The sequence below is a fragment of the Geodermatophilus sp. SYSU D00703 genome (assembly GCF_054050155.1).
In genome coordinates, this window is the sequence record NZ_JBJGYU010000005.1 from 25,592 (window position 1) to 46,169 (window position 20,578).

Consider the following 20,578-nt stretch of genomic DNA (forward strand, 5'->3'; position numbering starts at 1 on the left):
AGGCGCGGCGGTCACGCTCGGTCCGTGCACGGCGACGGTCGCGACCCGGCCCGTTCCCTCCTCACGGCCGCGGTGACGGCGTCGGTGGCGCTGGTGGCCGCGGCTGCGCCGTCCCCCGGCCCTGGGGGCCGCCGTCGTCGTCGGGACGGCGGTCGAGCTGCTGCAGTGGGCCCTGCCGCTGGGGCGGGTGGTGTCACCGCTGGACGCCGCGCTCAACCCAGCCGGAGCCGTGGCCGCCGGGCCGGCGGTCGCCGCACCGACCCAGAGGAGTCGGCCGGGCGCGGTCGGCATCGTCCCCGGTCGACGCGGGTAAGGGCCGCCCATGAGCCTCATGGGGATCCTCGACCGGGTCGCAGACGTGACGACCTTCGACAAGGCGATCGAGCCGGCCCGGCGAGCCGTGCAGTCCGCGCTCAAGCCGCAGGCGCTCAAGGACTTCCTGCACGGCACCTGGCTCGGTCACCCGCTGCACCCGGTGCTGGTGCAGGTCCCCGTGGGCAGCTGGACGTCGGCGGGGCTGCTGGACGCGATCCCGCCGCTGCGGCCGGCGGCGACGGTGCTCATCGGGACGGGCGTGGCCGCCGCCGTCCCCGCGGCACTGTCCGGCGCGGCGGACTGGTCGGAGCAGGGCTCCGGCGTCCGCCGCCTCGGCGTGCTGCACGCCGTGTCCAACACGGTGGCCCTCGGGTTCTACGTCGGCTCGCTGGTCGTCCGCGCACGCGGCCGCGGCGGCCTCGGCCGCGCGCTGTCCTACACCGGCCTCGGCATCGCGACCGCGTCGGCGGCGATCGGTGGACACATGTCCTACGCGCAGTCCTCCGGCGCCTCGCACGCCGCGACCGCGGCCCGGGCGCTGTCGACCGACTGGATCGACCTCGGCCCGCTCGACGACCTGCCCGAGGGGCGTCCCGCGCTGCGCACCGGCAAGGGCACGAGCGCGGACGTGCCGCTGGTCGCCGTCCGGCGGGGGGCGCGGGTGGACGCGTTCGTGGGCGTCTGCTCCCACCTGTCCGGGCCGCTGTACGAGGGGTCGCTCGAGGAGGTGCACGGTGCGGAGTGCCTGGTCTGCCCCTGGCACGGCTCGGCGTTCGACCTGGAGGACGGCCACCCGCGGCGCGGCCCCGCCGCCAACCCGCAGGAGAAGCTGGAGATCCGGATGGAGGCCGGCCACGTGATGGCCCGCCTGCCCGGCCACCAGCGGTAGATCTGCCGTCCTACGCTGCGGCGCCATGAGACGGGCGGCCGTGGCGGGGCTCGCCGTCCTCTGCGCGGCCTGCACGGGGAGTCCGGTCTCCCCGTCCGGCTCGGCCGGGACGACGTCCGCGGCGCCGACCGTCCCGGCCGTCCCCGGCATCGCGGCCGAGGTGGTGCGGCTGCGCACCGACGTCGTCGTCGGCGGGCGGGTGCAGGTGCGGGTGACCGACACGGGCACGGAGCCGTTCACCGTGACCGCCGTCGCGCTGGACTCGCCGGGGTTCGCGCCGCTGCCGCCGACCGCGCTCACCGCGGAGTTCGCACCCGGTCGGGTGATCGACCTGCCCACGCCCTACGGCACCCCGGACTGCTCGGCCGACCCGGCTCCGGTCGCGGCGCGGCTCACGGTCGTCCGGGCGGGTGGAGCCGCGGAGGACGTGCGGGTGCCGCTGGCCGGCGACGACCTGGACGTCGTCCACCGCGAGGAGTGCGCCGTCGCCGCGGTGCGGGCCGTCGCCGACGTCGCCCTGACCGCGGTGACCGGTGCGGAGGAGGAGGCCACCGGCACCGTCGTCCTGACCCGGCGCGGGGACGACGACCGGGCGGTGAGCGTCACCGACGTCCGGCGCAGCGTGCTGTTCGACGTCGCCCTGGAGGGCCTGCCGCTCGAGCTCGCGCCCGGGCAGGGCGAGGTGTCGGCGGAGGTGACGTTCGCGCCGGCGACGTGCGAGCCGCACGTGCTGGCCGAGACCAAGCAGCCGTTCCTCTTCCCCCTGCAGGTGGCGGTGGGGGACGACGCCGCGGTGCCCGTGCCGCTCCCGGTGGACGAGGCGCAGCAGGGCCTGCTCTGGGAGCTCGTGCGGCGGGTCTGCGGCTGAGGTGAGTCCGGCCCGGCCGTCCCGGGGGGAACGGGACGACCGGGCCGGGGCCTGGGTGCCGGGGAGCGAGCGCTCGACCCCGACGGATGTGACGCTAAGTGACGGATGCCGGAGGAACCCATCCCCTGAGCGGGTGAAACGCCGTGAGGAACCCCACGGATCGTGAGGTCCCGGATCGGGACGTTCCTGATCGGGCGGTCTACTGCCGGGCCGAGCCGTCGTCGGGGTCGGTGAACAGCCGGCAGTGGGGGCACTGCTGGTGGGGTGGGAGATCGCGCCAGCCCAGGCCGTCGACCGGGCGGAGGTCCGACGGGCCGATGGCCTCGCACAGCGACGAGCCGTCCCCGTCGATCGCGTGGACCGTGCCGGGGCCGGGCAGCGCACCGTGCAGGGTCCCGGCCTGCAGGGCGGCGGGGCCGACGGCGTCCGCGGGAGCGTCGGGCGGTGTCCCGGCCCGCAGCCGGACGGTGAAACCCTCGACGTCGGTGACCAGGCCGACCTCGACGCCGGTGAGCTGGGAGGCGAGCCACAGCCCGAGCCCGGCGCCCGCCGAGCCCTCGGGGACGGGGACGAGACCGATCAGGGGGTCAGCGGGGCCTGGGCCGGTGTCGTGCACGCGCACGACGGCGCGGTGCGGCGCCGTCCAGACCCTGACCCCGATCGGCGGGCGACCGTAGGACTGCGCGTTGACCACGGCCTCGGACAGCGCGAACAGCAGCTCGTCGACCTCGGCGGGACCGAGGTGGTCCCGCACGGCCTCGGCGACGCGGCGCCGGGTCTGCTTCAGCGAGGCGTCGCCCAGGCAGACGCTCGGCGCGGTCGACTCCAGCGGGTCCGCGGCCGGGGGCAGGCCGTGGAAGTCGGGGACGTCCTGGTACCGGGTGCTGGCGACGGCGCCCCCGTCGGGCGTGACGAGCCGGCGGTGGCTGCGCACCACGACGTCGCGGACGTCGTCCGGCACGGTCACAGCGTCGTACAGGCACCGGCTCCACACCGGGTGGTCTCGCCAGACGACGTTGACGGCGGACTCGTAGCGGTCCCAGCCGGCGAACCGGCCGCCGTTGCCCTCGTGCGGGACGTCGCCGGCGATGCGGATCTGCTCGGCGCCGGCCGCCTCGAGCCGCTCGAACTGCTGCCGGTACGCCTCGATGGCCCGCGCCGGAGTGGCGTAGACGGCCGACTCGCCGAGGGGGACCAACCGGTCCGACGAGGGCAGCACCGCCCGCAGCAGGTCGCTCTTGCGGCGGTCGTACGCCAGCACGACAGGCTCGCCGGCGCTGATCCCCTCCAGCACGAAGGGCACGACCAGGGCCAGGAACTCCGCGTCCGAGGAGTAGAACCCGGCCTCGTGGAAGTTCCCCACGTGCCCGCACGCGGCACCCGTCCTCATGGCTGCGCTCCCCCCTCGGCCAGGTGCAGGTCACCCGCTGCCAGCAGCTCCACCAGCCGGGTCGTGAACGGCGGAGCCGAGCGCAGCGACAGCTCCACCCCGTGGGCCCGGGCGTGGGCGCTGAGCGTCCGCAGCAGTCGGTGGTCGACGTACTCGACGTCGGCCATGTCGATGACACAGGCCCCGTCGTCGACCCCCGCCCGGATGCGGGTGAGGAGCCGCCGGAGCACCGGGACACTGCTCGGGTCCCACTGCCCACCGAGGCCGATCGCGCCGTCCGCACGGCCGGAGACCGTGAAGCCCGGTCCTCCCACGGAGCCGGTGCCGTGCAGCGATGCCAGCTCGCTCACCGTGTCGGGCCCCAGGTCATCCCGGTAGCCGCACAGCGCCGACAGCGGATGGCTGGCGATGTAGCGGTCGGCCAGGAACTCGTACCGGACCAGCGCGTCCAGGTGCGCCGGGGTGCCGACCAGCTCCGTGCCGTCCGCGCCGACCCGCAGTCCGCGGTACCCGTCGGCCAGCGCCTGCTCGGTCGCTTCCGCGTAGCGGTCGACCACCCGGTCGGCATCGACAGGGACGGCGTCCCCGTACACGTCCTGGCGCGACGAGATCCGGACCGAGCCGTCGTCCAGCCGCCGATCGAGGTCGGGCAGCCCGGCGAGGTCCGCCCGCGCCTCCTCCGCCGTCCCGGAGCCGGCGTACGCGACGCGGCAGCCCGCCCGCAGCCCCTCGGCGAAGAAGGCCACCAGACGGCGGTGGAAGGTCCCGACGTCGTCGTACAGGCAGCACTCATGGCCCCGTGCAGAACGGCTCGCGGCGGAGCCCGCGCTGACGTGCGCGCGCACAGGCCCCCGGTACCCCTGCTCCAGGGATCCATCCCACGATCGTCCGTAATTCCGGCGTTGCTCTCCGGAACGCCGTGCCGCCGAGTTCGGGCCTGTGGTGGACGACGTGCTGGCGCCGGTCCGGGATGCTGCTGACCGTTGTGGTCAGCACCAGCACCCGAAGCCTGCTCAGCCCCGCGCGACCGCGGCCACCGGCTGGGCCTGCGGGTCCTCGCCGAGGGCGTGGAGGCCGCGCCTGTGCTCGCCGAGCTGATCACGCTGGGATGCGACGGCGCCCAAGCCTCGGACACCAGCCCCGCCGTGTCCGCCGATGCACTGGAACGCCTGCTCATCTCCCCGGACCTCGCCAGGCCACTGCGCCGGTCCGACCGGCTCCGGGGTGTGGTGACCGCATCAGCGGACCGATCGCCGCGTTCGCGGTCGCCCGGGTCGGCCGCCACGCCGGCGGGGCCGGACGACGGGACTCCGCCCGCTCGCTGCGGAAGCGCCACACCCCGGCGGTAGCCTCGCAGCGGGCCGCAGACAGCCTCGGATGACTCATGCGTTGTCTCGTGGGTTCCTGCGCCTACCGGGCCTCTAGCTCAACTGGCAGAGCAGCGGACTTTTAATCCGCGGGTTGTGGGTTCGATCCCCACGGGGCCCACCGCGCTGACCTGCATATTCGTCTGAACGACCGGCCTCCCGGGTGCCTTCGGTGGTCGCTGTGGTCGCAGTGTGGTCTCCGGCTGCCGCCGCGGCGGTCTCGAAGGCCTGCTCGAGCGCGGCCGCCATGGCGTCCGACGCCACCCGGGCGGTGTCCTCCGACAGGTGGCCGTAGGTGTCGACGGTGATGCCGATCGAGGAGTGCCGCAGCATCTTCGACACGATCGCCATGGGCACGCCGGCGGCGAGCATCAGCGACGCCGCACCGTGCCGGAGGTCGTGCAGCCGGACCTGGCGCAGCCCGGCCGCCTGGGTCAGCGCGACGAAGCGGCGCGTCACGTACTCCGGCCGCAGCGGGGCGCCGTTCTCGCGGGCGAACACGAGGTCGTGCTCCTCGTAGCCGTCGCCCCAGCCCTGCCGGTCGATGTCCTGCCCGAGCCGCACCTGCAGCAGGGCCTGCACCGCCCGCTCGGTCAGCGGCACCGTCGCCTCCGACGATCGGGTCTTCGGCGTGGAGAACTGCAGCCGGCCGCCGACGTCGACGACGGTCTGCCGAATCCGCGCCGTGCGATTGGCCAGGTCCAGGTCCGACCACCGCAAGCCCAGGGCCTCACCGCGGCGCAGCCCGCACGCGGCGATCACCTCGAACAGCGGGCCGAGCCGGTCGGTCTCGACGTGCCGCAGAAACGCCGCCAGCTCCGCGGCCGACCACGGGTGCACCTCGGGCCGGGTTCCGCTGGGCGGGGTGACGTTGCTGGCCACGTTGAACGGCAGCCGCCGCGTCTTCACCCCGTAGGTGAGCGCCGACCGCAGGGTCGCGTGGATGCGCCGGACGGTCACCGGGCCGCGGCCGGCGGCGGCGTCGGCCAGCAGCTGCTCGACGTGCTCGGCGCGCAGCCGCTCGATCGCCACGTGCCCGATCGCCGGGACGATGACGTTCTCCACGTGCGCCCGGTAGGAGCGCAGCGTGGTCGGCTTCGCCTCGCCGCCCTTCACCTGCAGCCACCGCGGCAGGAAGCTGGCGACGGTCTCGCGGTCGTCGACGCGGATGCCCTGGGCGGTGCGGTCGGCGACGTCGGCGAGGGCCCGGTTGGCCGCGGCCTTCGTCGGGAAGCCGCCGCGGCGCATCGTGCGGCGCTTGCCGGTGTCGGCGGGCATGTCCACGGCGTAATACCAGGTGCCGTGCTTGCCGTCGGTGGCCAGCCGCGGGCAGGACTGGCCCAGCTGCTTCCCGGCTTCATCCCGGCACGAGCACCGGCGGTAGACGCGGCCGCGTCGGTCGACGCTCACGCCGTCTCCCCCGTCGTCGGCCGCGGCACGTTCAGCCGATCCATGTCGGCGAGGATGTGGGCGCCAAGCTCCGGAAGGATCAGCCCCTCCTCAGCCATCTTCGTGAGCCGCTCGGAGATCTCCTCGAGCACCTTCCGCTGGAGCGACGTGATCGCTCTCGCTCCCGTTGCTGCACCCGCTCCACCTGCTCGAGCAGGGTCGGGTCGTCGATTCGACGGTGCGTGCTGGCCCTGGCCAGCTCTTCGTGCAGCTCGTTGAACTCGTCGATCTTCGCCCATACCTCGCGCCAGGAGAACAGGGGCGAGCTGGCCTCCGACCAGGCCGCCGAGTCCCGCACGCCGCCACCCGGAACCGGGGGCGGCATCTCTCCGAGCAACCAGCGCAACGCCTGCTCGGTGCCGACGGTCACGTTCCGCGCGATCTCCGCCTGTGGCTGCCCCACGAACCCCACGAGCATCGTCACCGGCGGAACCCCGAGGACGTAGGCCAGGACCAGCCACTCATCGACGCCGATCCGCTGGCGTCGCCCGCGCTCGATGTTGGCGATCGCCGATCGATCGAGGGACGGCATCCCCGCCGCCGCGCAGCGGTCGGCCACCTCCTGGGCGGACCACCCGCGGTGCTTCCGCGCCCTGCGGACCGCCGCTGCGACCATTTCGGTCACCGACTGTGTTTGCGACACTCCTGTCGCGGGACGCGCTCGACGCGGACCCCAACACCCTGATCTTCGAGCGCCGCCGCGGCACCGTCCGGGTTCACGGCCTGCGCGTCCCCAGCCTCTTCAACCGCTATGGGGTCGAGCGCCGGCGGTGGGACCACCTGGAGAAGTGCTGGACGGCCCCGATCGGCTACGTCCCGGCGCTGCTCGAGCGGGCGGAGAAGGACCGGCGGAACGTCATGATCGAGCAGGTGTACGAGTGACCCGCCCGCCGGTGCACACCGCCGAGGAGGCGTTCGTCGCCGCCCTCATGGCGCTCGACCACCCCCGGGCCCGCCGGAACCTCGACCTCCTCCGGCCCGACGACTTCGCCAGCTACGCTGTCCGGCTGGTCCACCAGCTCGTCGAGCAGCTGTGCGACGCCGGCGTGAGCCCTGACCCGTCCGCCGTCCTGGCCCTCGCCATGAGCGAGGAGCACGTCCGCGGCGAGCACCAGATCAAGACCTTCGCCGGCATCCTCATGCGGCTTATCGACCACCGCGCCGGCAACAACCCGGCCTCCGTGCGCTGGTACGCCGCCCAAGCCCTCGAGCAGACGTGGCGCCGCCGCACGGTCGAGATGGCCACCCGCCTCGCCCAGGTCGCCGGCCACGCCGACCCCGACGAGCTCGACCGGCTCACCCACGCCGAACAGGCCGCCGTCGACGCCGTCCGCGACCGGCACCGGGCCCTCACCCAACCGAGAGGACTGGTCGTCGCAGCATGACCGCCGCCCCCCTCGAAGCCTGGTGGCCGCCCCAGCCGCCCGACGACCCGTGGCCGCCCAAGCCGCCGGCCCCCCAGATGCCTGCGCGAGGCGCCTCGGCCGACTCCAAGGCAGATGCAGCCGAGGAGAAGACCCGACTATGCGCCGGCGGCACCGTCATCCTCGACGCCCCCGACACTGTCCCCGCCGTCTGGGGCGACGGTGACGACGTCCTCTGGGCGCGCGGCGAAGCCCTCATGCTCGTCGGCGGCCCCGGCGTCGGGAAGACCACCGTCGCGGGCCAGCTTGTCCGCGGCCGCCTCGGCCTCGCCGCCGACGTTCTCGGCCTGCCCGTGCGCCCTGGCCGCCGCCGCGTGCTGTATCTCGCCATGGACCGGCCGCAGCAGATTGCCCGTGGGCTGCGCAGGCTCTTCACCGCCGAAGAGCGGCACCAACTCGACGAGCGACTGTCCGTCTGGGTCGGCCCCCCACCGGCCGACCTGGCCCAGTCCACGGACACCCTGCTGGACCTCGCCCGAGCCGCCAACGCCGACACCGTCGTCATCGACTCCCTCAAGGACGCCGCACTCGGGCTCACCGTCACCCAGGCCGCCTCCCTCCACAACGTCACGTACCCGCCGGCCAATTCGGCGATCCAGCGGCTCCAGAAGCTCGGATTCGTCGAGGAGATGACGGGGCGCTCCTACGGCCGGGTGTACGCCTGCCCGGATGTTATGCGGGCCGTCGAACAGGAGCTGCCGCACGCCGCGTGATCTGGCGCCGCTGCCTGGCCGTGCCGCGCCTCCGCGCTTGTGGCACGGTCAGGTGGTGCCGACTCCCGACCTCTTCGACTTTGACCCGGGTCGACTGGCCGACTACGACCCGGCTCGCGTCCGGAAGGCTCTGCGCGAGCACTCCGCGATCTACGTCAACCATCTGGGCGTGGCCCAGTGGCTTCAGGGGTGGGCGGAGCGGCTTGAGGAGCGCGCCGAGACTCGCGACGAGGACTCCGACTTTTCCAAGGCCCTGCGCGAGGTCGCCGCCCACTTACGCTAGGCCGACTTCGTGCCCGACGGCCCGCTGATGCAGGAGCACGACCTGGACGTCGAGCGTCGTCTGCAGGAGGAGCACCTCAGGCAGGGACAGTGACGCTGGCCCGTCGCTGATGACGAAGAGGATCAGGACGCCCTGTGGCGGGGGCTCGGCGCCCGCCAGACGGCTCACAACGCAGGCGCGAGCGCGCACCGCGAGACGAGCACTTCTAGCCGATGCGCACTTCATCCCGTGCGGGTCCGGGCCATCGACAACGACGAGGGCAACAAGTTGCTGCCCATCGTGCCCCGCGGCAGCGGATCGGTGGTGACCTGGCGAAGGGCGCAGATGGTGCTGTTGTCGCCCACGGCACGGCCGTCCCCGGAGGTCGCGTCGGTGACCTTCACCAGCCCCGACTGGGTCACGGACGTGATCCACAACTTGCAGGAGACCGAGATGCGACTGGGGCGTGTTGATCGCCAATCGAGCGGATGGGATTTTCGCTACCTCTACCGGAGCGAACGTGGCTCTCGGTGCACCGGTCGCTGTTACCGCAGCCGATTCCACCCTCCCGACAGGGTCACCCCACGAGGCAGCGCGAGCTGAGCATGGCGCCGGCTACGGTCACCCGCTCGTCTGGCCGCAGCCGTTCCAGCGTCGCCACGCCGCCCTTCGACGGCCGCGCGTCCATCACGATCAACGCCAGCGCCGGGCGCTCCGGCCGCAGCTCGGCCGCGGCGCAGGTCAACACGAACTCGATCGCGGCGGCGGCTGGCGGCTGGCCGGCGCGGGGATCGACGGCGAGCGCCAGCCGCAGCCGGGCGAGCTCGACCATTGTGGCCAGGAAGGACTCCGTCGATTCGAACCGCCGCGGTCCGGCCGCGAGCAGGAAGCCGAACGCCTCCGCCGCCGCATCCTGCAGCCTGTGCCACGCCGTGGCGTCGATCGCCCTGAGGTCGACGCCCGCTTCCAGCCGCGGCGGCCACGCGGAGGGCCGTTCGTCGGGCCGCATCGCCCGCGAGAGCTCCTCAACGATGCGCTCGGCCAGCTCGGGCGGCGGGCACCATGCTGCGCCGTCGCTGATCGTGATCACTTCGGGAACCAGACCACGGGTGCCTTGGGGTCGCCGCGCCGCTGGACCAGTCGGTCCACCATGGCGCGAACCTGCCGGGCCTGCGCAGCGTTGACACCGGTGAGGTCTAGGAAGGTCCGGTCGACCGCGGTCTTTTCGTACAGGTGCTTGACGAGCGACTTCTCGAAGCGTGCCCAATCGGCGGCCGTGTTGAGCCAGGTGGCAAGCGGGCGCATCGCGTCGTAGGTGTGGCCGCTGCGCGGGTGCCAGAAGTCGCCCTCCTTGTGCAGCCGCTCCCCCGTGGCCTTGTCGAGCACGATCACCTGCTCCTGCAGCAGGTCTTCGAGGTGCAGCCCGGCCTCGCCCTCGTTGGCGCGCGGTCGCTTACCCCCGCCCGGGTCCTGGCTGAGCGCAGTGCGCCGCCGGCCGCGCATCCGCTCCTCGAGGGCGACGAGGTCCTGCAGCGCCTTCTCGACGGCGACGTCGTCGCGGCGCGCGATGGCCGGCTCCAGCTCGTCATGGATTTGTTGCAGTTCAGCCTTCGCCGTCCCGCCGGCCTTGGCATCCAGCTCGAGTTCGCCGGCGTAGCGCCGCGCCGCGTCGTCGCAGACCGCGCTGCAGACCACCAGCCGTCCGCTCTCGGTCACCTTGACGGTGTGCTGGCCGTCCTTCGTCTTGGCCGACTTCAGCACGCCGGGCTCGGAACTCCACTTGCCGGGCTCGTGCCTGCGCGCCTTGCCCGCCTTCTTCCCCGCTTGCCGGGCCTCCTCGGCCGCCTTGCGGACCGCAGGGTTGGAGCGGACCACTGGCTCGTGCGCGATGTCGTCAAGGCTGTCGAGCCTGGTCCCGTTCCGATACTTCCGATAACCGGTGAGCGCCCCCTTGGCGGCGGCCGTGACGAGGGTGAACATCAGGCCGACGACCGTGTCCTCCGCGCCCTGCAAGCCCTCCGCAGCGGCGTAGAGCTGTTCAAAAGTGCTGGCGTCGGTCGCCGCATCGAAGAAGCCGCCGAAGATGAAGATGCCCTCGACGATGTCTCGGCCGGCGATCGCCAGGAGGATCGCGTCGACGACAAGGTTGGCGAACGGGATTGCTTGGATCGCTATGAGGAACGCGATGAACCCCACGATCTGCAGCAGAGTCTCGAGGGTAAGCAGCTGCTTCAACCGGCCGCCGACCTTGCCGCCCAGGTCGTAAAGCCAGAACCCCTCGATGATCCTCTCGTGCCAGGCAAGGTCCTTCACCCACGCGTCGAGTCGGGTCCGGAGGGCCCCGTTGACGTCGGTGAGGAAGCCGACGGTGGACCCCGCCTCGTTGCCGGTAGCCCAGCGCAAGTCGGCCACCAGATTGCCCTGGTAGGCCGCGATCGGGACGCCCGGCGCGGCCTTGGCCGCGAACGTGGTCGCAAAGCGGCTCATCGTGGCGGCAACCTCGGCGTAGGAGGCGGCGAGGTGCCAGTCGGCCAGCGGCGAGCTCAGGTTTCCCAACCCCGCCGCGGTCCCGCGAACGGTCTTGTCGACCTCCCGGGCGCCGACCAGCACGTCGAGCTGGTCGACGACGACGTCGGCCGAGCCCGAGTGCCGCTGGCGAAGCGCGAGCGGCGAGTACGGCTGCAGCTCGACGTCCCACCGGGTCCGGCGCACCTGGCGTTCGAGGTCGGCCCACGTCTTCTTCATCCGGACGTAGTCGGGGATGAGCTGTTGAGGGGACCGCGCGGCGAGGGCGTCCACGGCGGCGGCGTACTTGTCGGTGTGCTCCTTGCCCCGCTTGCCCATTTCGGCGACCACACGTTGGTACAGCGCCAACGTCGCGGCCCGGAACAGGTCCGGCTTCGCCAGCAGCGTCGGGGTGACCTCCTCGCCCCCGATGCGCCCGGCCCTGAGGTCCTCCGACTGCAGGAAGGCCAAGGTGTCCTTCTCCGACTTCGCCGCCGCGCTGGCTCGCGCGACCAGGGCCGTGACGTCCTTATCCGAGCGGTTCCAGGGTCGCCCGCCGGACTGCAACGACGCCATCCCGGCCTCGTGGAGCCGTTCCAGCATGAGGACCTCGCGCTCGACGACGGTGAGCACGGCCTGCAGAGGCTCGGCCTGGCTGGGGTCGTTGCGCGCGGTGACGAGGTCGGTGCCGATGGCGTCCTTGTCGTCCTGCAGGTCGGCGAGCCGCTCCTGGATCGCCTCTTCCCCCGGGTAGTTCTGGTCCGGGGAAGGCTCGGCTTGCAACACGAGCCGGCTGACTACCGCCGCGTTCCCCACCTGCTGTTGCAGGCGCAGGACCGCCGCACGGTCGGTGGCATGGGGGATCCGGCCCGTCCCCGGCGCGACGCGGCCAGCGCCCGAGGCTTGGCGGGGGGGAGCGGGCCGGGGCGCGCGACCCGCCCGTTCCGCAGGAGTTCTCATGGGACCGGTGCCACGGTAGGCCGGGCAGGGTGCCGCGGCCACGTCCGAGGCGCCAGCCCTAGGGCCAGCGGAGGCTGCCTCTTCGGGCAGCGCCAGCGCAGCAGCGACGTGCTTTTGCGGCAGCTTGCTTGGCTAGGTCGCCTGCTGCCGGGCGGGGCGGTGACCTGTTGACCCGCAGGATCTTGGAGACCGTCGTGACGGGACAGCCGCAAGCGCCCGTGGGACTAATGAGTGGTCGCGATGTGGTCGCGGACTGCACGCTGTCACGCAGCGGGCGACGGCACTCAACAGCACTCAACAGCACTGAGTTCTGCACTGACCAGCGAAGATGTCAACGAACGTCACCGCCCGGCACGCCCGGGTTGGGACTTTTAATCCGCGGGTTGTGGGTTCGATCCCCACGGGGCCCACCCCACCATGCCGTCGGCCTGCAGGTTCGGCTCAAGTCGCTCACGTGCTCCTGGGCCGCGGCACGCCGATCCCCTCTCGTGATGGCCGCTCCTGACGCGCTGAGTGAACGCTGGATCGCCCGGAGCGGCCCACTGACGGACGCCGTGTCCAGCCGGCCACAACGGTCCTCGAACGGTCGCCGCGCCGGGCGGCGGGAATGCGCTCCGCCGGCCGGGACTTGGCGCTGCGCGCACCGCCTGCCGACGGAACTCGCCGCCGCGGGCTCTACTCGACCGATTGACCAGGAGGGACACGTGACCACCCCGGAGCAGTTGCAGCGCAACAAGGACACCGTGCAGGCCTTCTACGACCTGATGTTCAACCAGTGCCGCCCGGCCGAGGCCCTGGAGCGCTACGCCGGCGACACCTACACCCAGCACAACCCGCACGTCGGCGACGGCAAGGCCGCGTTCGTCGACTACTTCGAGCGGATGGCCAGCGACTACCCCGGCAAGAAGGTGCGCTTCGTGCGCGCGATCGCCGAGAACGACCTCGTCGTCCTGCACTGTCACCAGACCTGGCCGGGCGACCACGACTACGCCGGCATCGACATCTTCCGCCTCGACGGCAACGGCAGGGTCGTCGAACACTGGGACGTCCTGCAGGTCGTCCCCGACCACTCCGCCAACGAGAACGGGATGTTCTGACCATGTGAGCGGCCCACTCGGGGACACGTGCAGTGGCGTGCGAGCTCGACAGTGCATTCCCGCGTCTCGGCGAGGCGGCGGCGCAGGTCGGCCAGCGCCTCCTCCGTGGTCGGCGCCTGGAAGTTCTTCCTGGACGACCAGGACTGGTTCAACCGTTGGGCGCACCGCTTCGGAGAAGCGGCAACCCACGCTCTCGCTGAGGAACTGCGCCGCTTGCCGTGGCGCGCGCGGCACGACTGAGGGGCTCCACCGGCAGCGTGCCGGCGGGACGGCGTGACGACGCGGCCCGACGCCACCTCCGACCCGCCGGCAGGGGTCCGGGTCCGGCTCCCCGCCCCCGAGCCGAGACGACGTGCCTCTACACCCCGGGGCGAACGCGACGACCGACGACCCCGGCCCGCCGTCGCAGTCATCCCTGAGTGCGCGACGCAGGAGGAGCGGACTCCGATGGACGGGACCAAGCAGGCCAACTCGTGGGTGACGGGCGGCCTGCCGGCCAGGGCGGATGGGCTCTGACGTGGCGGTGATGGAGAACGTTCGGCCGCTGGGCGCGGAACTGGAGCGCTCGTACCCGGTGTACGTGCGCGGCCGCCTGAAGTTCCGCGTCGAGGAGATCGTCTACGTGGCGTTCTCCCCGGATGAGAGCGTGATGGGCTTCGCGTTCCCCAAGGAAGAGCGGGCGGCGCTGGTCCTGAGCGAGCCGCACGAGTTCCAGATGCCGACCGTGTCGGACTTGCGGTTCAACTGGGTCCACGCCCGGCTTGCTGCCCTGGACCCGACCGAGGCCCGCGAACTCGTCGTCGACGCATGGCGCATGGTCGTCCCCGAGAAGCTCTCCCGCGCCTACGACGTCATCCATCCCGTGGGCCCGGGCTGAAGCCCGTCCCCCGCGCGGGCGGGCGCGCTCCTGCTGGCGGGTGACGCCGCATCGCCACACGGCGTGTTTCGATTGACATTCGATAGGTGTCACCCGAGAGTCGATGCATGTCTCAGACGCAACGGGTGGTCGGCCCGCTCCGGGTCCTGCTCGCGATCGTGTTCGCCGCACTGGTGGGTGCCCAGGTCTGGGCCGCGCCGGGGATGGTGCCGGACCTCGCCGAGCCGTCGCTGGAGCAGTCGTTCATGCGCGCGACGATGCTGACGGTCTCGGTCCTCGGGCTGGTGTGCGTCCAGGTCGTCATCGTGTGCACCTGGAAGCTGCTCACCCTCGTCAGGCACGACCGCATCTTCAGCGAGAGCGCCCTGCCGTGGGTGAACGCGATCGTGGGGGCGATCGCCGTCGGCTGGGTGATGCTCCTGGGCGCGTTCGTCTGCGCCTACTACTTCATCATCGACGAGGTCAGCGACGAGCCGGGGCTGCCCGCGCTGCTGCTGGTGCTGCTGCTCGTCGGCGCCGTGGTGGGCCTGCTCATGGTGGTCATGCGGGCGCTGCTCCGGCAGGCGACGACGCTGCGGACCGACATGGAAGCGGTCATCTGATGCCCATCGTCGTGCGCATCGACGTGGAACTGGCCAGACGCAAGATGAGCGTGGGGGAGTTCGCCGAGCGGGTCGGGCTCACGCCGGCGAACGTGGCGGTCCTGAAGAACGGCCGGGCCAAGGCCGTCCGCTTCAGCACCCTGGAGGCGATGTGCCGGGTGCTCGACTGCCAGCCCGGTGACCTGCTCGAGTGGGTCCCGGAGGACTCCGACGCCCCGCACGAGGCCCGCCGGTGATCGAGGTGCGCGGTCTCACCAAACGCTACGGCGACGTCCTGGCCGTCGACGACCTCAGCTTCGCCGTCGAACCCGGGAAGGTCACCGGCTTCCTCGGGCCGAACGGGGCGGGCAAGTCGACGACGATGCGGATGGTGTTGGGCCTGGACCGGCCGACGTCCGGGGAGGCTCTCGTGAACGGGCGGCCGTTCGCGACGCTCCCCGAACCGCTGCGTGAGGTCGGCGCGCTGCTCGACCCCGGCGCCGTGCACCCCGGCCGCTCCGGACGCAGCCACCTCCGGGTGGCCGCCCGGGCCAACGGCGTCCCCGCGCGCCGGGTGGACGAGGTGATCGAGCAGGTCGGGCTGGAGCGCGCGTCCCGCCGCCGGACCAAGGGCTACTCCCTCGGCATGCGCCAGCGGCTCGGGATCGCCGCCGCGCTGCTCGCCGACCCCCGCGTGCTGCTGTTCGACGAGCCGGTCAACGGGCTGGACCTCGACGGCGTCCGCTGGATCCGCGACCTGCTCCGCCGGCTCGCCGCCGAGGGGCGCACCGTGCTGGTCTCCAGCCACCTGCTCAGCGAGGTCCAGCAGACCGCCGACCGGCTGGTCATCATCGGCCGCGGCCGGCTGATCGCCGACGCGACCACCGAGGAGATCCTGCGCGGGCTCGGCAACGTCCAGGTGCGCGTCCGCAGCTCCCGGACGGAGGACCTGCTGGCCCGGCTCCGGGAACGTGGCCTCTCCGTCCGGCGCGTCGACCCGCAGGAGCTGCTGGTCGAGGGCGCCACCGCCGAGGAGGTGGGCTGGCTCGCCCACGCCGGCTCCGTTCCGCTGCACCACCTCTCCGAGGTGGCCCAGTCCCTCGAGGCGGCCTACATCGAGCTGACCAGCGGCAGCGTGGAGCACCACAGCCGCGGTCCCGAGCCCGTGCGGACGACGACGGAGGGCGTGCGGTGACGGCTCCGACCCGTGCGGCGGACGACGTGTCCGCCGCCCGCGTGTTCGCCCGCGCCTGCGCGGCCGAGTGGACCCGCCTCTGGACCGTGCAGGCCAGCTGGTGGTACCTGGCCGTGGCCGCCGTCGCGGTGGTCGGCATCGGGGTCATCGGCGGCCTCGACGCGACCGGGGACGGCGGTCCTGCGCCGGGGACCCCGGCCTGGGTGGTCGCGGCCGTCGCCGCCGTGCCGGCGCAGTTCGCCCTGCTCGCACTCACCGTCAGCGCGGTCACGGCCGACTACGCCACCGGCGGGATCGTCCCGACGCTGCAGTGGACGCCGCGCCGCGGGGTGCTCTACCTCGCCCGCGGGAGCGTGGTCGTGGGCACCGCCACGGGCGTCGGGGTGCTGCTGGCCGCGGCCTGCGCTGCCGCCGCCGCCCTCGTGGCCCGGCCGACACTGACCCTGCTCGTCGGCGAGGGGCTCGACGTGCTCGGCACCGTCGCCCTCGTCGTCGCGGCCGGGACCGCGCTGGCGGTCGGGCTGGGCTTCCTGCTGCGCCACACGGCCGGCGGCCTGGTCGCGGTGTTCCTGCTGATGCTGGTCCTGCCGCTGTTCCTGCCGCAGTTCGGCTACGCGTGGACCTCCGCGCTCGCCGAGGTCCTGCCCGGCTCCGGCGCGGCGTTCCTCCTGCTCGACGAGGTGCCGGGGATGACGGCGGCCTCCTCGGTGACGGCCCTGGTGGCGTGGGCCGGGGGAGCCCTGCTGCTCGGCTGGCTGCGCCTGGCCCGCGACGACGCGAACCGGTGAGCGCCGACCGCACGGACGCCGACGTCCTCGTCGTCGGGGCCGGACTGGCCGGGCTGCGCACGGCCACGCTGCTCGCCGAGCGCGGCCACGACGTGCTGCTGGTCGACCGGCGCCCCAGCCTCGCCGGCGCGATCCGCACCACGGGGATCTTCGTGCGCAAGACCCTCGACGACTTCCCGCTGCCGCCCGAGTGCCTCGGCCCACCCATCCGGCGAGTGGTGCTGTACCCGCCGGGGCTGCGCCGCCCGGTGGCCCTGGTCAGCGAGCGCGACGAGTACCGGGTGGGCGACATGGCGCCGCTCTACGAGGCCGCGGCCCGGACCGCGGCCGACGCCGGCGTGCGCATCGCGCTGGGCACCCGCTACGAGGGCCGCTGCGCCGGCGCCTCCCTGCTGGCCGGCCGCGACGGGCCGGTGCGGGTGCGGGCCCGGTACGTCGTCGGTGCCGACGGCGCCCGCTCGCGGGTCGCCCGCGACCTCGGCCTCGACCGCAACAGGCACCTGCTGGTCGGTGCCGAGGAGGTCTTCGCGATCCCCGAGGGGGAGGAGCCGCCGACGTTCCACTGCGTGCTCGACCCCTCGCTGGCTCCCGGCTACCTGGCGTGGGTGGTCAACGACGGGCGGCACGCCCACGTCGGCGTCGCCGGCTACGCCGACCGCTTCCCCGAGGGGCTGCGCCGGGCCCTCGACCGGTTCGGTGCCGCGGCGCCCGGACTGCCCGGCGTCGGCCGGCCCGGGGACGTCGAGCGGCGCGGGGGACCGATCCCGGTCGGCGGGCTGCTGCGCCGGATCGGCTGCGCGGACGGCCTCCTCGTGGGCGACGCGGCCGGCGCGGTCTCCCCGCTCACCGCCGGTGGTCTCGATCCGTGCCTGCGGCTGTCGGAGCACGCCGCCGCCGTCCTCGACGACGCCCTGCGGGCCGGCCCGGACGCGCTGACCCGCTACGACGGCACCGCCCTGCGCGCCCGGTTCCGGGGACGGCTGGCGCTGCGCCGGGGGCTGGCCCAGGTGCGCACGCCCGCCGCGGCGGCGGCGGTGTTCCCGCTGCTGCGCACGCCGGTGGGGCAGGCCGCGGCCCGCCGCGTCCTCTTCGGCGACCGCTCCTTCCCGAGTCCGGTCGGCGTCCCCGTCCCCTGACCCCTGAGCCGCCGGCGGTCGGCCGTCAACCGCGCCGCCGCGCCGCCCTCCACCGCGTGCGGTCCTGGACCCAGAGGACCAGGCAGCGCAGCGCGGCGTAGCCCTCAGGGGAGGCGAAGCCCTGCTCGAAGCGGGCCGCCTCGATCAGCTCGTCGCTGTCGACGGAGCCGCCGGTGCAGAAGCGGTCGAGCACCTGCCCGGTGAGCGAGGCGCTGCGGAACTGGGCGGCGATGCCCAGGGCGACCGAGGCGGAGACGGTCACGCTCGCCGGTGGCCGGTCCATGGCGGCGCGGCGGTCGAGCACCTGCAGCACCTCGCGCGCGACCTGTGCCTCCGAGGCAGGGGTGGTCCGCGGGGCGGAGATGATCACGGCGTGCTCCTCGCTGGGTGGTGCGTCGTCCGTGCGAGGTGATCGGCCGCCGCAACCCGGCGTTGCAGGGCTGCGGACGACCACGCCACCCGATCGGGTGGGCGGGTCGGGTCCACAGCCCGCCTCGGCGCACGCCTGGACACGCCGTGTCGTGTGCCCGCGCCGGCGTCACCACCCGCCGCTCCCGGCCGTTCCACGCTGCGGAGCAGGGCGGATGTCGACAAGGCGGCGGGTGCAGCGACGGGTCACCGGCCCGGCGAGGGGGTCCGGACAACGATCAGGTGACGGGCCCGTCGCGGGCCCGCCGCGCGGGGCTGACAGCGGGGGCTCGAGCCCTACTTTTCCGACTGTCCGCGGCACTTCCCCGGCCGCGACGAACAGTCCCGAGGAGCCCCGTGTGAACGCGCCACCTGCACCGGCCACCCGCCCGCCGTCCCCCGTCGGGACGATCCCCACGGCCGACGAGCTGACCCTGACGGCGCTGATGGACCTCTTCGTGCCCGAGGAGCCGGTCGCGGCGCCGACGTCGCTGCGCGAGGACCTCCGCTCCTCCGCCGCCCGGCTGAGGCCGTGGCTGCGGGACCTGGTGCAGCGCGCCGCCCTGTGGGGCGCCGGACCGCAGGGAGCCTGGCGTGCCTGGTGACGTCGTCCAGGAGGTGCTGTTCTGGCCGGCCGTGGCGGTGCTGGGCTTCGTCCTGCTCGCCGCGGTGGTCATCGCGCTCGGCACCAGGTCGACCGAGCGGTACCAGTTCGAGCGCAACCAGGTGCAGCGGCGGGTGGCCGTGCCCGCGATGGCCGCCGGGGCCGCGGCCGGGAACGGTGCGGGTGCCCGGCCGGCCGGCGACGTCCCGCACGTCGACGCCGGCACCGGCGGCGCGGCGCCGCAGGACGAGTGCCTCGGGGCGGCCGTCGGCGTGGCCACGCACCCCGCGGGCAAGCGGGCCGGCCGGTCCGGGGCGGCGCCGGCGTGGTGGCTGGTCGACGAGTGGGCCGACCGGCCCGGCGACCGGGTCGTGGCGGGGCCCTTCGCCGACCGCATCGACGCGGACTGGGCGGCCCTCGCGGGCGGGCTGCCGTCGTCGGTGCGGTCGGTCTACGGCGCGCAGCGCACCGACGGCGGGCTGGTGCGGCGGCAGCAGCCCCAGGAGCGGGCGTGGCTGGGCGAGCTCGGCGACCAGCTGGACCGGCTGACCGAGGAGTGGAACGGGCTGCTGTCCGACGACGACGCGCTCACCACGCTGGTCGTCGAGGTGACCGCGGCGCTGGTCGAGGCGGGCCTGCCGCTGCACGACTGCGACGGCCGCGGCGCCACCGGCGGGGTCTGCCTCACCCCCGTACCGGGCCAGGGCGGCATCCTGGTGAGCTGGCACCAGCACGACCGGATGAGCCGCCAGCAGGTGCGCGGCGCGGCGGTGGACGCGGCGGTGCAGCGGACGATGAACGCCGCGATCGCCGACCTGCTGACCACCCTGGGATTCGAGGTCGAGTCCTCCGGGTCGGCCGGCTGCTCCTTCGTCCTCGACGTCCGGGGGTGAGCCGCCCGGGACCGACCCGCGGCCGCGCGCGGCGGGTCAGTCCCGGTCCAGGAACCGCTCGACCACCGGCGCGAGCTCGTCGGCCTCGGTGATCAGCGCGAGGTGCCCCCCGCGGTAGAGGTGCAGCCGGGCGTCGGGGATCAGCCGGGCCAGGACGTGCGCGTTCACCACCGGGATGATCGGGTCGTCGTCCCCCGCGACGACGAGGGTCGGCTGCCGGATCAACCGCAGGAACGGCAGGCTGCTCCAGCCGGCGCTGGCCGCGAGCTGGTAGTAGTAGCCGCGCCGCGGGCCCAGCCGGCTCGCCGAGTGCAGCACCCGGGCCGCCAGCGCCGGGTCGTCGCGGATCGTCCCGCCGTAGATGTCCCCGGCGATGGACCGGGTGTAGTCGGGGTCCCGGTGCCGGCGCGGGGTGAGCATCCGCGCCAGCACCCGCGGGTGGGCGGGCACCATCAGGGTGCCCGTGCCGGTGGCGGCCAGCACCAGCCGGCGGACGCGGCGGCGGTGCTGGACGGCGAAGTGCTGGGCCAGCCCGCCGCCCCACGACAGTCCCAGGACGTCGACCGGGTCGTCGTGGCCGAGCTCGCTGAGCACCCCGGCGACCACCGGGCTGAACGTGGCCAGCACGTAGGGGACGACCGGCCGGGGGGACCCGCCCACCCCGGGGACGTCGAACCGGATCACCGTCCGCCGCGGGTCGACCGCGTCGACGAACGGCTGCAGGACCTCCAGGCTGGCCCCGATGCCGTTCATCAGCAGCAGCGGCGGGACCGACTCCTCCCCGGTGCGCACCGACACCCGCAGCGTCCGCCCGGCGACGGTGATGGTGCGGACCACGTCGGCGGTGGGTGCCGACG

At 73.7% G+C, this 20,578-nt stretch carries 23 protein-coding genes, 1 tRNA gene and 1 pseudogene; 16 read left to right on the forward strand and 9 right to left on the reverse strand.

Translation table 11 applies throughout. The features are described 5' to 3' along the window. The first annotated feature begins 322 nt into the window (after positions 1-322). Together ACI782_RS07905 and ACI782_RS07910 are read left to right on the forward strand one after the other, a co-directional pair. Positions 323-1,204 (forward strand): Rieske 2Fe-2S domain-containing protein, encoded by an 882-nt coding sequence (locus ACI782_RS07905; RefSeq protein ID WP_456907838.1) that lies wholly within the window; start codon positions 323-325, stop codon positions 1,202-1,204. Between the two features lie 25 nt (positions 1,205-1,229). Next, positions 1,230-2,072, forward strand: coding sequence for a hypothetical protein (locus ACI782_RS07910; RefSeq protein ID WP_456907840.1), 843 nt, complete (start codon positions 1,230-1,232; stop codon positions 2,070-2,072). A 199-nt stretch (positions 2,073-2,271) separates the two neighbouring features. Here the strand turns inward: ACI782_RS07910 and ACI782_RS07915 are convergent, their stop codons facing one another. After that, positions 2,272-3,462 carry an anti-sigma factor RsbA family regulatory protein gene (locus tag ACI782_RS07915; protein ID WP_456907842.1) on the reverse strand — a complete coding sequence of 397 codons (1,191 nt, stop codon included), beginning with the start codon at positions 3,460-3,462 and terminating at the stop codon, positions 2,272-2,274. After that, positions 3,459-4,307, reverse strand: a complete 849-nt coding sequence (locus tag ACI782_RS07920; RefSeq protein ID WP_456907844.1) for an MEDS domain-containing protein — start codon at positions 4,305-4,307, stop codon at positions 3,459-3,461. Before ACI782_RS07920 ends, ACI782_RS07915 begins: the two co-directional genes overlap by 4 nt. A gap of 570 nt (positions 4,308-4,877) precedes the next feature. Here ACI782_RS07920 and ACI782_RS07925 point away from each other — a divergent pair. Further along, positions 4,878-4,950, forward strand: a tRNA-Lys gene (locus tag ACI782_RS07925). Positions 4,951-5,168: 218 nt separating this feature from the next. On the opposite strand, the pseudogene ACI782_RS07930 reads toward ACI782_RS07925, so the two are convergent. Together ACI782_RS07930 and ACI782_RS07935 are read right to left on the reverse strand one after the other, a co-directional pair. Continuing rightward, positions 5,169-6,107 (reverse strand): annotated as a pseudogene (locus tag ACI782_RS07930) (tyrosine-type recombinase/integrase); the annotation flags it as partial. A gap of 211 nt (positions 6,108-6,318) precedes the next feature. Then, a complete protein-coding gene (locus ACI782_RS07935) occupies positions 6,319-6,894 on the reverse strand; it encodes a helix-turn-helix domain-containing protein (RefSeq protein ID WP_456908180.1) in 576 nt (191 codons plus the stop codon). Between the two features lie 14 nt (positions 6,895-6,908). Here ACI782_RS07935 and ACI782_RS07940 point away from each other — a divergent pair, with 14 nt between their 5' ends. Genes ACI782_RS07940 through ACI782_RS07955 form a run of 4 tightly spaced genes read left to right on the forward strand, consistent with a single transcriptional unit; the run spans position 6,909 to position 8,698 of the window. After that, entirely contained in the window at positions 6,909-7,160 is a 252-nt protein-coding gene (locus ACI782_RS07940) for a hypothetical protein (protein ID WP_456907846.1), read from the forward strand. Continuing rightward, complete coding sequence (locus ACI782_RS07945) at positions 7,157-7,663, forward strand: hypothetical protein (RefSeq protein WP_456907848.1); 507 nt, start codon at positions 7,157-7,159, stop codon at positions 7,661-7,663. Before ACI782_RS07940 ends, ACI782_RS07945 begins: the two co-directional genes overlap by 4 nt. Further along, on the forward strand, positions 7,660-8,415 hold the full coding sequence (locus ACI782_RS07950; RefSeq protein ID WP_456907850.1) for an AAA family ATPase: 756 nt from the start codon (positions 7,660-7,662) through the stop codon (positions 8,413-8,415). Before ACI782_RS07945 ends, ACI782_RS07950 begins: the two co-directional genes overlap by 4 nt. A 55-nt stretch (positions 8,416-8,470) precedes the next feature. After that, positions 8,471-8,698, forward strand: a complete 228-nt coding sequence (locus tag ACI782_RS07955; protein ID WP_456907851.1) for a hypothetical protein — start codon at positions 8,471-8,473, stop codon at positions 8,696-8,698. 221 nt (positions 8,699-8,919) lie between these two features. Here ACI782_RS07955 and ACI782_RS07960 read toward each other — a convergent pair whose 3' ends face one another. From ACI782_RS07960 to ACI782_RS07970, 3 genes are all read right to left on the reverse strand, one after another. Further along, positions 8,920-9,099: a hypothetical protein gene (locus ACI782_RS07960; RefSeq protein WP_456907853.1), complete on the reverse strand. Its 180-nt coding sequence runs from the start codon at positions 9,097-9,099 to the stop codon at positions 8,920-8,922. Positions 9,100-9,254: 155 nt separating this feature from the next. Beyond that, positions 9,255-9,767 carry a hypothetical protein gene (locus ACI782_RS07965; RefSeq protein ID WP_456907855.1) on the reverse strand — a complete coding sequence of 171 codons (513 nt, stop codon included), beginning with the start codon at positions 9,765-9,767 and terminating at the stop codon, positions 9,255-9,257. Then, the gene (locus tag ACI782_RS07970) at positions 9,764-11,968 is read right to left on the reverse strand and encodes a hypothetical protein (RefSeq protein WP_456907856.1); all 2,205 of its coding nucleotides are present in this window, start codon (positions 11,966-11,968) and stop codon (positions 9,764-9,766) included. The genes ACI782_RS07965 and ACI782_RS07970 overlap by 4 nt, the downstream gene beginning before the upstream one ends. Before the next feature lie 878 nt (positions 11,969-12,846). Between ACI782_RS07970 and ACI782_RS07975 the strand changes: the two genes are divergently transcribed. From ACI782_RS07975 to ACI782_RS08005, 7 genes are all read left to right on the forward strand, one after another. Continuing rightward, on the forward strand, positions 12,847-13,239 hold the full coding sequence (locus ACI782_RS07975) for a nuclear transport factor 2 family protein (RefSeq protein WP_456907858.1): 393 nt from the start codon (positions 12,847-12,849) through the stop codon (positions 13,237-13,239). A gap of 526 nt (positions 13,240-13,765) precedes the next feature. Further along, positions 13,766-14,116 (forward strand): MmcQ/YjbR family DNA-binding protein, encoded by a 351-nt coding sequence (locus ACI782_RS07980; protein ID WP_456907860.1) that lies wholly within the window; start codon positions 13,766-13,768, stop codon positions 14,114-14,116. Positions 14,117-14,223: 107 nt separating this feature from the next. Continuing rightward, complete coding sequence (locus ACI782_RS07985) at positions 14,224-14,718, forward strand: DUF2975 domain-containing protein (RefSeq protein ID WP_456907862.1); 495 nt, start codon at positions 14,224-14,226, stop codon at positions 14,716-14,718. Next, positions 14,718-14,954 carry a helix-turn-helix domain-containing protein gene (locus tag ACI782_RS07990; protein WP_456907864.1) on the forward strand — a complete coding sequence of 79 codons (237 nt, stop codon included), beginning with the start codon at positions 14,718-14,720 and terminating at the stop codon, positions 14,952-14,954. The genes ACI782_RS07985 and ACI782_RS07990 overlap by 1 nt, the downstream gene beginning before the upstream one ends. Next, on the forward strand, positions 14,951-15,892 hold the full coding sequence (locus ACI782_RS07995) for an ABC transporter ATP-binding protein (protein WP_456907866.1): 942 nt from the start codon (positions 14,951-14,953) through the stop codon (positions 15,890-15,892). The genes ACI782_RS07990 and ACI782_RS07995 overlap by 4 nt, the downstream gene beginning before the upstream one ends. Continuing rightward, entirely contained in the window at positions 15,889-16,680 is a 792-nt protein-coding gene (locus ACI782_RS08000) for a hypothetical protein (RefSeq protein ID WP_456907868.1), read from the forward strand. Before ACI782_RS07995 ends, ACI782_RS08000 begins: the two co-directional genes overlap by 4 nt. Beyond that, positions 16,677-17,816 (forward strand): FAD-dependent oxidoreductase, encoded by a 1,140-nt coding sequence (locus ACI782_RS08005; RefSeq protein ID WP_456907870.1) that lies wholly within the window; start codon positions 16,677-16,679, stop codon positions 17,814-17,816. Before ACI782_RS08000 ends, ACI782_RS08005 begins: the two co-directional genes overlap by 4 nt. Positions 17,817-17,841: 25 nt before the next feature. Here the strand turns inward: ACI782_RS08005 and ACI782_RS08010 are convergent, their stop codons facing one another. Continuing rightward, positions 17,842-18,186: a hypothetical protein gene (locus ACI782_RS08010; RefSeq protein ID WP_456907871.1), complete on the reverse strand. Its 345-nt coding sequence runs from the start codon at positions 18,184-18,186 to the stop codon at positions 17,842-17,844. A gap of 397 nt (positions 18,187-18,583) precedes the next feature. Between ACI782_RS08010 and ACI782_RS08015 the strand changes: the two genes are divergently transcribed. Together ACI782_RS08015 and ACI782_RS08020 are read left to right on the forward strand one after the other, a co-directional pair. Further along, the gene (locus ACI782_RS08015) at positions 18,584-18,829 is read left to right on the forward strand and encodes a hypothetical protein (protein ID WP_456907873.1); all 246 of its coding nucleotides are present in this window, start codon (positions 18,584-18,586) and stop codon (positions 18,827-18,829) included. Beyond that, positions 18,819-19,721, forward strand: a complete 903-nt coding sequence (locus tag ACI782_RS08020) for a hypothetical protein (protein WP_456907875.1) — start codon at positions 18,819-18,821, stop codon at positions 19,719-19,721. Before ACI782_RS08015 ends, ACI782_RS08020 begins: the two co-directional genes overlap by 11 nt. 36 nt (positions 19,722-19,757) lie before the next feature. On the opposite strand, the gene phaZ is transcribed toward ACI782_RS08020, so the two are convergent. Then, entirely contained in the window at positions 19,758-20,558 is an 801-nt protein-coding gene (phaZ, locus tag ACI782_RS08025) for a poly(3-hydroxyalkanoate) depolymerase (protein ID WP_456907877.1), read from the reverse strand. Between the last annotated feature and the right edge of the window lie 20 nt (positions 20,559-20,578).